Here is an 11,550-nt window from a genome sequence, read left to right as displayed (position 1 = left end):
AAAGATAAGCACTGGGGCGCGTTAAGAAAAGCGCCTTTACCGGCTATTTACCTTGGATTACAACTTTTAACTTCTGTGCTTAGTCCATTCGCTATCTGGCTAAGCCTCTGAAGCACAAATAAAAACGGCCTGGACTAGGCCAGGCCGTAATACTGCATCACGCGTGTTACTGCAAAACGACAGTAATGCGTAGTAACAGTTACTTCAAAACAGCCAGGGCTGCCTCGTAGTTCGGCTCTTGGCCAATTTCGCTGACCAGTTCGCTGTGCAGTACGTTGTCGTTCTCGTCCAGTACCACGACGGCACGGGCGGTCAGGCCGCGGAGCGGGCCATCAGCAAGCGCTACACCGTAGTCGACAGCAAAGGCTGCCTCACGGAAGTCCGACAGGTTCTTCACGTTTTCCAGGCCTTCGGCACCGCAGAAACGCGCCTGGGCAAATGGCAGGTCGGTGGAGATGCACAACACTACGGTGTTGTTCACGTCGTTGACCTGAGCGTTGAACTTGCGAACCGAAGTGGCGCAGGTCGGGGTATCAACGCTTGGGAAAATGTTCAGCACTTTGCGCTTGCCGGCGAAAGTCGCCAGGGTCGCGTCAGACAGGTCGCCGGCAGTCAGGGTGAAGTCTGGCGCCTTGGCGCCGACTTTCGGCAAATCGCCTTCGACCTGGACAGGGTTGCCTCGGAGGGTAACTTGAGCCATGAACGGAATCCTTCTAGTGGTGGTAGTGAAACGAATTTCAGGTGCCGAAGTTAAACACAAAGTTCGATTGGCACCTATGGGCGGACGCAAATTGTCATGGTGCGAGGCTCAACGCCCCGCCGCCACGAACCCGCGCTGCAGATCCTCGATCAACGCCTCCACATCCTCCAGCCCCACATGCAGGCGCACCACCGGGTTCAATCCACGGTCGGCGGCGCTCTGGCGATCCTGTGTATCGGCCAGGGTCACCAGGCTTTCAAAGCCGCCCCAGGATGCGCCCAGGCCAAACAGCTGCAGGCCGTCGATAAACCGTTCGACGTAGCCGGCATCCGCGCGGTCGAGTTCGAAGGACAGCAAACCGTTGCTCCCGCTGAAGTCACGCTTCCACAGCGCGTGGCCAGGATGCTCCGCCAGTGCCGGATGAAACACCCGCTTGACCTGCGGCTGCGCCTGCAACCACTGGGCAATCTTCAACGCCTGGCGCTCGTGCACGTCCAGCCGAGAGGCCAGGGTGCGTGCGCCACGCAGGATCAGGTAGGCATCGTCGGCACTCACCGCATTGCCAAAGGTATCGCTCATTTTCGCCAGGGCCGGCCATGCCGCTTCGGTGGTGCAGACGCTGCCCATCATCACGTCACTGTGGCCGCCAAGGTACTTGGTCAAGGCCATGATCGAGATGTCGGCACCCAGCGCCAGCGGGCGGTACAGGTACGCCGAGCCCCAGGTGTTGTCCACCGCCAACAGAATGCCCCGCGGCTTGCACAGTGCGGCTAGCGCGGGCAGGTCACACAGCTCATACAGCAGCGAACCCGGCACTTCGGCGTAGACCATTTTGGTGTTGGCCTGCAGTTGCGCTTCCAGGCCGCTGCCGTCCGGGGCGAAATAGCTGACTTCGATGCCGAATGGCTGGAGGAACTCCCGGGCCAGTTTGCGCACCGGCGAATAGACGGCGTCGGTGATCAACACATGGTCGCCGGGCCGCAGGTAGGCCAGGAACGTCTGCGCCGCGGCGGCGAGCCCGGTGCCATACAGCCGTGTGCGATAGCCACCCTCAAGTTCGGTGACCAGGTCTTCAAGGGCAAAAGCAGTGGGATTGCCGCGTGCGCCGTAACTCAGGACCCGCTCACTGTCGCGTCGGGAGCGGGCGTCACGCATCTGGGCCAGGTTGTCGAACAGCACGGTGCTCAGGCGGGTGATCGGTACGTTCACCGCCCGACCACCATTGCCGCCTTCGGTACGCGCCGCGTGAATCAGCCGGGTACGCACCCGTGACGCGGGCAACAACGGCTTGAGACTGGCGATTTCCGCTTCGCTCATCTGTGCCAACAGGCCAATTTCCCAGGCGAGATATTGGCGGGCAGCGTCCTTGTTGCCGCTGTGGCGGTCGTGGGTGAAGAACAGGAAGTCGATGCACTGGTTGTCCGGAGGCGTTTGCGCATCCTCGATCACCGGCAAACCGGCCGCAACCCACGCGGCATAGCCGCCGTCGAGCAAACGCACATCGCCGCCCAAGCCCAACGCAGCAAAAGCGGCCAGTGCCGGATCATCAGCCAGCAGCACCAGTGGACGCCCACCAGCGGTCAACCGCGAACGAATCGACCAGCGCGAACCGACAATCCGGCCCTTGCGATGGATCATGCTCGGGCGCAGGTCCACCAGGTCCACGGTGTCGTCCTTCAGCGCCTCGGCCAGCGCCTGCACCGAGATCAGCGGCAGCGCGTCAAAGGGCACGGCCTCCTTGACCTCCAGCGCCAATCCACTGTGGACGCCACCCTCCAGCACATACGCCTCATGTCCCAACTGCCGCAGCCAACTGGCGACAATCGGCGCACGCACACCATCACTGTCCAGCAGCACCACCCGTGCCTGACGCACGCCGATGTACAGGTCGGTGGACTGGATCAATTGCCCGCCCGGCGTGTGTTGCGCCCCCGGCAAACTGCCGGCGGCAAATTCTTCAGCGGTACGCACATCGCACAGGAACAGGCTACGGGCCGGGTCCGTTGCCCATTGGCGAACCTGCTCCGCCTTGACACTGACTACCCCTGCCCGCTCCGCCAATTGCCGGGCAGCCGCGCGCTGTCGGGCCAGATCCGTCGAGACCTGATCGGCATAACGCCGGGTACTGCCATGCTCCAGTTTGAAATTCGCCAGGTACCAACCCTGGGTACCGTTTTCCAATGCATAAACCGGGTTCTTCACACCCAGATTGATCAACGTCTGGGCACCGATAATGCTGCGGGTACGCCCGGCGCAATTGACCACGATCGGCGTGGTTTCATCCGGCACCAGGTCGTGCACGCGGTAGCCCAGCTCACCATTGGGGCAGCAGATCGAACCGGGAATGGTCATCTTGCGGTATTCATCGAACGGCCGACCGTCCAGCACCACCAGCGGCTCGCCCGTGGCCTGCCAGTCCGCCAGTTGCTGCGCGGTGACGTGGGGTGTGTGGCTGGCCTCTTCCACCAATTCGCCAAAGGCTTTCGACGGCACATGCACCCCGGCGAACAACTGCAGACCCGCCGCCTGCCAAGCGTTCGCACCACCTTCCAGTACATGCACATGGCGGTAGCCCAGCGCTTGCAAACGCAGTGCCGTGCGCGCAGCCACATCGCCGCCGTCCTGGTCGTAGATCACCAGGCGCACCCGGGGATTCGGTGCCAGGCGCTGCACCTCCAGTTCCAGGCGGCTATAGGGCAGGTTCACCCCGTGAAACAGGTGGGCCTCGCCGTATTGGCCGTGCTCGCGTACGTCGAACAGGGCGATTTCCTGGCCGTCAAACAGCCATTGTTGCAATTGCCCGGGTGTGATGGTCTGGCTCATGGAAGTCCCGCAAAAAATAGATGGGTTACTGCAAGGCCAGCGAACGCTCGCCGGCGGCCACTTCACGGCCCTTGGCATAGGCCCGCTGGATTGCCGGGCGCGCCTTGATGCGCAGACGCCAGGCCTGGATGTTCGGGTAGTCCGCCAGGTCCTGGCCTTGGCGCAGGGGCTGGATCCACGGGAAGATCGCCATGTCGGCCACCGAATATTCGCCCGCCACATACGGCACCTCGGCCAGGCGCTGCTCCAGCACCCGATACAGGCGCGTGGCTTCGGCGTTCAGCAGGTCCAGGGCAAAGGGAATCGGTTCCGGGGCCTTCTCCTTGAACAGCTGCAACTGGCTCAGGTACGGGGTGATATGCCCTACCTGCCAGAACAGCCACTCCTGGACCTTCTGGCGCTCGGCGCTGCCGGCGGGCGGCAGGAAGCGCCCGGCCTTGTCCGCCAGGTAGTTCAGGATCGCCCCGGACTCGAACAGGCTCAGGGGTGCTTCAAGGCGGTGGTCGACAATCGCCGGAATCCGCCCATTCGCACTGATGCGCTGGAAGCTTTCCTGCTTCTGCGCGCCTTCGCGGATGTTGACCGGAATCAGGCGGTACTCCGCCTCCAGCTCTTCCAGCAGGATGCCGACTTTCAGGCCGTTGCCCGTAGGCCAGTAATACAGATCAATCATAAAAAACCCTGGATGAACGCGGATCCAATTGTGGGAGCGGGCTTGCTCGCGAATGCGGTGGGCCAGAAACGCATTCATTGGCTGACACACCCCATTCGCGAGCAAGCCCGCTCCCACATTTGATGTGTGTTGTGCTCAGGAATAGGCCCGGATTGAAGGCGCCATCTGCGATGCGTTGTAGTTGAGGATCCGGCCGTCTGCTTCAACGCCGTAACGGCCATTGAGGGATTCCAGCGGCAAGCCGTACAGGTGGAAATGCAAGGTCGGCTGCTCACCCTCAACGCGAATCCCGTGCAGGTCTTCACCGAGGAACGAGATAGAGGTGCCCGGCTGCACGACGACTTCTTTCTCAAGGGTCAGGGTGGTGAAGCCTTCCTCACGCCCTTCATCGTTGCGGCCATACACGTAGTTGATTTCCTGGCCTTCAACGGCACTGATGATCGCCCAGGTTTCGTGGTTGTGCGGGAGGGTGCTTTTGCCCGGCAGCAACGAGTTCAGGTACAGGGTGGGCGTGTCGCCGTCGTCGTTCAGGCGATAGCGGAACGCGGTACTGCCCTGGCCCGGCACCGGCGCGGGGAATTCGCTGAAGTTGAACAGGTCCCGGCGCTCGGCCAGGGTTTCCAGCAGCCCGACGATTTCCACCAGGGCCGCGCGGTCTACGCCACGCTGGTTGATGACGCGGATCTGCTGCAGGAAGTCTTCGATAACGGCGGCACGGTTTGCGGTACTCATGACGAGGTTCCTCTTGTTAGACGGACAGGGTGTAGCGGCTCAGGTTGGTCAACAGGTACGGATCGTTGGCGATCGGCGGCCGACGGCCGGGATCGCCCAAGGCATGGCGCAGGAATTCCTGGGTCCGTTCACTGGTGGGGCGCTGGAAGATCTGCTCGGCGCTGCCGTGCTCGACGATCACGCCGTTTTCGGTGAAATAGACGATGTCGCTGATCTCTTCGGCAAAGCGCATTTCGTGGGTCACCAGCACGCAGGTCATGCCTTCTTCGGTCAGCTCGCGAATCACCGTCAGTACTTCACCGACGGTTTCCGGGTCCAGGGCCGAGGTCACTTCATCGAACAGGATCAGCTCGGGGCGCATCGCCAACGCCCGGGCAATCGCCACCCGCTGCTGTTGGCCGCCGGACAATTGGCCCGGATAGGCATCGGCCTTGTGCTCCATGCGCACTTTGGCCAACAGCGCCCGGGCATCTTTCTCGGCATCGGCACGGTTGCGACCGAGCACTTTGCGCGGGGCGATCACCAGGTTTTCCAGCACGGACAAATGCGGGAACAGGTTGTATTGCTGGAACACAAAACCCACACGCTTGCGCAACTCGATACGCTGCGCTTCCTGGGTCAGCGTATCGACCCGGGTTTCGCCCACGCGAATGGTGCCGCGCTGGGGCTGCAACAGGCCGGTGATGCAACGCAGGATGGTCGACTTGCCCGAGCCCGACGGGCCGATGATCGACACCGCCTGGCCGCGATGCACATCGAGGTCGATGCCCTTGAGCACCCGGTTGTCACCGAACGACAGCTGCAAATCCCGCAGGCTGACCAGGGGTTCAATAGAAGGCATAACGGCGCTCCAGGCGTTGGGTCAAACGGGAAATCGGGTAGCAGTAGGCAAAGAACAGCACCAGCAAACTCAGGTAGATCACCACGGTAAAGCCGGTCATGTTCACGGTGTTGCTGGCGATCTGTGCGGTGTCGATCACGTCGTGCACGCCCACCAGCGACGCCAGGGCGGTGCCCATGGTGACCACCGCGTAGAGGTTCATCCACGGCGGCAACATGCGCTTGAAGCACTGGGGCAGAATGATCGAGCTGAATATCTGGCCGCGGGTAAATGCCAGTGAGCGCGCCGCCTCCCACTGGGTGCTGGGGATCGAGCCGATGGCGCCGCGAAAGATCTCCGCCACGTTGGCGCTGGCCGGCAATGCCAGGCCAATCGTCACCTTGACCCAGTCCGGGAACGACACGTAGCTGCTGCCGATATGGATCTCGAACGGGAACACGTAGGTGGTGAAATAGATCAGCACCAGCCACGGTGCATTGCGGAAAACCTGCACCCAGATCCGCGCGGGCAACCGAAGCAGGCGAAGGGGTGACAGGGCCAACGCGCCCACCATCAGGCCCAGCAGCGAACCAAGACCAATCGCCACCAGGCTGATCAGGATGTTCTGGCCGAAACCAGTCACCAGCGCCGGCGACCATTGCAGCAACGCCGACAGCACCGGGAATGAATCAATGGCCATAGCCGGGCATCCTCAGGCGCGCTTCCAGCCAGCGCCCCACACAATTGACGGTAAAACTCAGCAAGCCGAAAAAGCTCAGGATCAGAATCATCAGCTCCAGCACGTTATCGCTCTGGGTCCAGATCATGATCGAGGCGTAAGTGATGTCGCCCACGGCGATGGCCGAGGCCACGGCGGTCATTTTCACCAGGTCGATCAGGTTGTTGATCAGCGACGGCAGCGCGAAGCGCAGGGCCAACGGCAACTGCACATTCCACAGCAATTGCCGACTGCTGAACGCCAGGGAGCTGGCGGCTTCCAGGGTCACGGCGGGCACCGCTTCGATGCCGGCGCGCAGGGCTTCGGCGTGGAACGCGCCCTTGTGCAGCGAAATCACGATCACCACCCAGGCAAACGGCGTCAGCGGGTTGGCCGCGCCGACGGCCTGGGTCAGCAGCATGTTCAACACCAGGAATGCGCAGTACAGCTGCACCAGGGTCGGCGTGTTGCGGGTGACTTCGATAAACACCCGCGCCGGTTTGGCCAGCCACGGGTTGCCGGAAGTCAGCAGCGTTGCCAGGCTGATCCCGGCCAGCAGGCTGCCAACGACGGTGAACAGGCACAACAGCACGGTGGTCAACGCGCCCTGCTCCAGGGTGCCGCGCTGATAGGCATCCAGCAGGAAGCTGTAGTTGAGGCCGATACCGGCGGCCCAGTGCACAAAAAGCTCCAGCCAATGACTCATTCGACGCCCCGCAGCTTGCCGCAGGCGACAGCGATACGGCGGCCGGCCTCGGCCACGCTGTCGGTCGCCGTGGCGATGGACAGGCGAAACCACGGCGACAGGCCGTAGGCACTGCCCGCTACTCCGGCGACGCCCTCCTCCAGCAAGTACGCGACGACATCGCCGTCATCGTTCAGGCACTGACCGTCCGGGCGATAGCGGCCAAGCAAACCGGCGCAACGCACGAACACGAAAAAGCCGCCCTGGGGTTCGAGTACTTCCAGGCCCACGACGGTGCCGAGGGCCATCATCAACAGGTCCCGGCGCAGCTGATAGGCCGCTACCTGCTCGGCCAAAAAGCCCAGTCCGCCGGTGAATGCCGCCAATGCAGCAGCCTGGCCCACGGAGGAAGCACCGGAGGTGGATTGCGACTGAACAACCGCCATTGCATGGGTCAAGGCCTGCGGCCCGGCGCCGAAACCGATGCGCCAGCCCGTCATGGCGTAGGTCTTGGACACGCCGCCCACCAGCAGGCAACGGTCCTGCAAATCCGGCGCAACGTTCAGCAGGCTCTGGGCCGGGCGCCCGTCGAAGCGGATGTGTTCGTAGAGTTCATCCAGCAGCACCAGCACCTGGGGATGGCGACGCAGCACCTCGGCCAGCGCATGCAGTTCAGCCTCGCTATACACCGCACCGCTCGGGTTGCCCGGGCCGTTAAGGATCAGCCAGCGGGTGCGTTGATTGATGTGTTGCTCCAGCTGGGCGGGCAGCAGTTTGCAGCCCTGCTCCAGCCCGCACTCGATAAACACCGGCTCGCCACCGTTGAAGCGCACGCTGTCGGGGAACGACGGCCAGTAAGGCGTCGGCACCAGCACTTGATCGCCGTCGTCGAGGGTTGCGGCGAAGGCGTTGAAGATGATCTGTTTCGCGCCGTTGGCGATCACGATATTCGGCAGCGAATAGTCCAGGTGGTTTTCTTCGGCCAGTTTTCGCTGCACGGCCATGCGCAAGGCTTTTACCCCGGGTGTCGGCGTGTACTTGGTGGCGCCCGCAGCAATGGCTGCGCAGGCGGCTTGCTTGATGTGCTCCGGGGTATCGAAATCCGGCTCGCCGGTGGTCAGGTCCAGAATGTCGCGGCCGGCGTCACGCAGTTCCGTGGCGCGGGATTTGGCCGCCGCATTGGCCGACAGCGACACGCGCTGCACCCGCTTGGACAAGCGAACGGTCATGGCTGCACCTCAATGACTTTGCCGGGATTGAGCAGGTTTTTCGGGTCGAGGGCCCGCTTGATGCGGCGCATCAGGTCCAGTTCCACCGGGCTTTTGTAGCGGCCCAGCAGGCCGACCTTGCGCTGGCCAATCCCGTGTTCGGCGCTGATGGAGCCGCCGTGGGCATGGGCGCTGTCGTGTACCAGCAAGCTCAATTCGGCGTAGTTGCGCATGTGCTCGTCAACCGTTGAATCCAGCGGATGGGCCACGTTGTAATGCAGGTTGCCGTCCCCCAGGTGCCCGAACGTGAAGTTGCGAACACCGGGGAAATGCGTCTGCAACAGCGCATCGGTATGGGCGACGAAGGCGACGATTTGCGAAATGGGCACCGAGATATCGTGCTTCATATTGCGTCCGGCACGCTTCTGCGCTTCGCTCATGTTCTCCCGCAGCAGCCATAGCGCTTCGCTTTGCGCCAGGCTTTCGGCGATCAGTGCGTCGGCCAGCAGTGCCTGTTCGAAGGCTTCACCGAGGACCGTTTCGAAGGCTTCGCGGGCGTGGGTTTCACCGTGGTTATCCGACAGCTCCAGCAAGGCAAACCAGGGTTGACTGGCGTTGAGAAATGGTTGCGGGCCCTCGGGAAATTGCTCGCGCAACAACGCCAGGCAATCGGCGCTGAGCAATTCGAATGCAGTGAGGTTTGCACCAAAACCGGCGCGGGCATGGGACAGGAACGCCACCGCCTGGGCCAACTCGTCAAACGCCAGCAGCGCTGTCGCCTGGGCCTTGGGCAGCGGGAACAGCTTCAGGGTCGCGGCGGTGATAATCCCGAGGGTACCTTCGCTGCCCACGTACAAATCCCGCAGGTCGTAGCCGGTGTTGTCCTTGCGCAACCCTCGCAGGCCATTCCAGATTTCGCCTTCGGCGGTCACCACTTCCAGGCCCAGGGTCAACTCGCGGGTGTTGCCATAACGCAGCACGGCGGTGCCGCCTGCATTGGTGCCAAGGTTGCCGCCGATGGTGCAACTGCCTTCGGCGCCCAGACTCAATGGAAACAGGCGATCGGCTTCACGGGCCACGTCCTGGATGTTTTGCAGGATGCAGCCGGCTTCGACGGTCAGGGTGTCGTTGTCGGTATCGATCACACGCACCCGGTTCATGCGGTCGAGCAGCAACAATACCGCGCGGCCGCTGGCATCCGGTGTGGCACCCGCCATCAGGCCGGTGTTGCCGCCCTGGACCACGATGGGCGCTTCCAGGGCGACACACGCACGCACCACGGCGGCCACTTCCTCGGTGTTGGCCGGGTGCACCACGGCGATCACCTGGCCGGTGTAGCGGCCCTGTTTGTCGGTCAGGTACTGGGCGGCGTCTTCGCTGCGCTGCACATGGGCGGCGCCGAGCAGTTGTTGCAGGGTGGCGAATAGCGCTTCACTCATGGCTGTACTGCTCGTGCAGATCACGCAGGGCTTGGGACGGAGCCATGCCGGTACGTTCGCCGAGGGCGATCAACCAGCCGCTGCGATGCCAGTCGCGCACGATGGCGTCGAGCCTGGCCTGGGTGTCGTGTTCGCCTTTGCGGATCCAGATCACGGATTTGGACGGGATCAAATCCCCCGGCAACGGGATCTCGTAGCCGGACCATTCGGCATCGCCGAGCAGCGCGTGCATGGTCGGGCTGACGTGCACCGCCGCCACACAGCCATTGCCGCGCAACGACAGCAAAGATTCGGACTGGCTGCGGAACGCCTTGATCTGCGCGCCGTAGGTTTCCTGCAACGGCTTGATGAAGTTGCTGCCCTGGGACACGCACACCGGCTTGCCCTTGAGGTCGGCCCACTGGGTGATGCCGGCGCCTTTGCGGATCAACGCCGCGCCGCCGACCTCTTCATAGGGCGTGGGCACGTAGTCGAGAATCTCGGCGCGTTCGTCGGTGTACTGCATGTTGGCGATCAGCACGTCGACCTTGCCCTGTTGCAGGAACTGCACGCGGTTGGGCGCCAGTACCGAAACGGTCCTGGTCTCCACACCCAGCGCCTGGCCCAGGCCCTTGGCCAGTTCGACGTTGTAGCCCAGGTGTTCGCCGGTCTTGGGGTCGATGGTGCCAAACGGCGGACCGCTGAGGATCACGCCGACGCTGATGGCGTGGCGTTGCTGGATCTTGTCGAGGGTGGCGTCGGCGTGGACCAGGCTGGCGCACAGTGCCAGGCCCAAGGCGGTCAGGGTTCTCAATGTCATGTGTCAGGCGCCCTTGAACTGTTTTTGCAACTCCACCAGCGCCGGGGACGCCGGGGTGATGTGGTTGCGGGTCTGGGCTTCGATCAGCCAGCCGCTGCGGTGCAGGTCCTTGACGATCGGGTCGAGTTTGGCCTGGGTGTCGCTCTCGCCACGGCGGGTCCAGATTACCGATGGCGCCGGGTTCAGCTCGGGACTGAGGGTGCGGTAATCCTTCCATTCGGCGCTGTCGTTGATCAGCGGGTTGACCAGGGTGGAGTCATGCACCGCGGCGACGCAGTTGTTGCCGCGCAGGGCCAGCAGGGATTCCGAAGAGCTCTTGAAGGCCTTGATCTGCGCGCCCAGTTCGGTCAGCGGCTTGATGTAGCTGCTGCCCTGGGAGGTGCACACCGGCTGGTCCTTGAGATCTTCCCAGCGGGTGATCTTGCTGTCCTTGAGTACGGCAGCAGTGCCGCCGATCTTGTAGAACGGCGTCGGCACGAACCCGAGGATCTCGCCACGCTCGGCGGTCCATTCCATATTGGCGATCAGCAGGTCGACCTTGCCCTGTTGCAGGAACTGCACACGGTTGGCCGGCAATACCGGCACCAGCTGCACCTCGGCGCCCAACTGACGGCCCAGCTCGTTGGCCAGGTCGACGTTCAAGCCCCTGGGCTTCTGGGTGGTGGGGTCGATGCCGCCAAACGGCCCGCCAGACAGCAGCACGCCGACCACCAGCACATGGCGCTGCTGGATCTTGTCCAGGGTCGCATCGGCCTGAGCCACTGCGCTGCCGCCCAGGGCGATCAACGCGCCCAGGACCACAGGCAACCTTCGTTTTACCGCCGCGCGCACAAACCCCATGGAACTCCCCTCATTAGCGATCGGCGTACCCCGACCTGATGTGGGGGCATGCTAGGGAGAGTGCCGGGCTAACGGAAATTCAAATATCTAATATCGTTATAACTTCCCGTATA

Annotated in this window: 11 protein-coding genes; all 11 read right to left on the bottom strand. The window is 62.9% G+C overall.

The window, feature by feature from the left end:
* Window positions 1–199: 199 nt before the first annotated feature.
* Complete coding sequence (tpx, locus tag V6607_RS14950; RefSeq protein WP_134326424.1) at window positions 200–700, bottom strand: thiol peroxidase; 501 nt, start codon at window positions 698–700, stop codon at window positions 200–202.
* A gap of 108 nt (window positions 701–808) precedes the next feature.
* Window positions 809–3,523, bottom strand: coding sequence for a cystathionine beta-lyase (gene metC / locus V6607_RS14945; protein ID WP_134326423.1), 2,715 nt, complete (start codon window positions 3,521–3,523; stop codon window positions 809–811).
* A 25-nt stretch (window positions 3,524–3,548) separates the two neighbouring features.
* A complete protein-coding gene (locus V6607_RS14940) occupies window positions 3,549–4,196 on the bottom strand; it encodes a glutathione S-transferase family protein (RefSeq protein ID WP_134326422.1) in 648 nt (215 codons plus the stop codon).
* A gap of 135 nt (window positions 4,197–4,331) precedes the next feature.
* Window positions 4,332–4,928, bottom strand: coding sequence for a cysteine dioxygenase (locus tag V6607_RS14935; protein WP_134326421.1), 597 nt, complete (start codon window positions 4,926–4,928; stop codon window positions 4,332–4,334).
* A gap of 16 nt (window positions 4,929–4,944) precedes the next feature.
* Entirely contained in the window at window positions 4,945–5,769 is an 825-nt protein-coding gene (locus tag V6607_RS14930; protein ID WP_003207489.1) for an amino acid ABC transporter ATP-binding protein, read from the bottom strand.
* Entirely contained in the window at window positions 5,756–6,448 is a 693-nt protein-coding gene (locus V6607_RS14925; RefSeq protein ID WP_003207487.1) for an amino acid ABC transporter permease, read from the bottom strand. The genes V6607_RS14930 and V6607_RS14925 overlap by 14 nt, the downstream gene beginning before the upstream one ends.
* The gene (locus V6607_RS14920) at window positions 6,438–7,172 is read right to left on the bottom strand and encodes an amino acid ABC transporter permease (RefSeq protein ID WP_134326420.1); all 735 of its coding nucleotides are present in this window, start codon (window positions 7,170–7,172) and stop codon (window positions 6,438–6,440) included. The genes V6607_RS14925 and V6607_RS14920 overlap by 11 nt, the downstream gene beginning before the upstream one ends.
* On the bottom strand, window positions 7,169–8,380 hold the full coding sequence (locus V6607_RS14915; RefSeq protein ID WP_134326419.1) for an aminotransferase class I/II-fold pyridoxal phosphate-dependent enzyme: 1,212 nt from the start codon (window positions 8,378–8,380) through the stop codon (window positions 7,169–7,171). Before V6607_RS14915 ends, V6607_RS14920 begins: the two co-directional genes overlap by 4 nt.
* Window positions 8,377–9,798 (bottom strand): FAD-binding oxidoreductase, encoded by a 1,422-nt coding sequence (locus V6607_RS14910; RefSeq protein WP_134326418.1) that lies wholly within the window; start codon window positions 9,796–9,798, stop codon window positions 8,377–8,379. The genes V6607_RS14915 and V6607_RS14910 overlap by 4 nt, the downstream gene beginning before the upstream one ends.
* On the bottom strand, window positions 9,791–10,597 hold the full coding sequence (locus V6607_RS14905; RefSeq protein WP_102605662.1) for a transporter substrate-binding domain-containing protein: 807 nt from the start codon (window positions 10,595–10,597) through the stop codon (window positions 9,791–9,793). The genes V6607_RS14910 and V6607_RS14905 overlap by 8 nt, the downstream gene beginning before the upstream one ends.
* Window positions 10,598–10,600: 3 nt before the next feature.
* Window positions 10,601–11,437: a transporter substrate-binding domain-containing protein gene (locus tag V6607_RS14900; RefSeq protein WP_134326417.1), complete on the bottom strand. Its 837-nt coding sequence runs from the start codon at window positions 11,435–11,437 to the stop codon at window positions 10,601–10,603.
* Between the last annotated feature and the right edge of the window lie 113 nt (window positions 11,438–11,550).

This window comes from Pseudomonas sp. KK18 (assembly GCF_037094675.1).
In the GTDB taxonomy this organism is placed as follows: Bacteria; Pseudomonadota; Gammaproteobacteria; order Pseudomonadales; family Pseudomonadaceae; genus Aquipseudomonas.
Note: the sequence above shows the minus strand (reverse complement) of the source record. Positions and strands in the feature narration are given on the sequence as shown.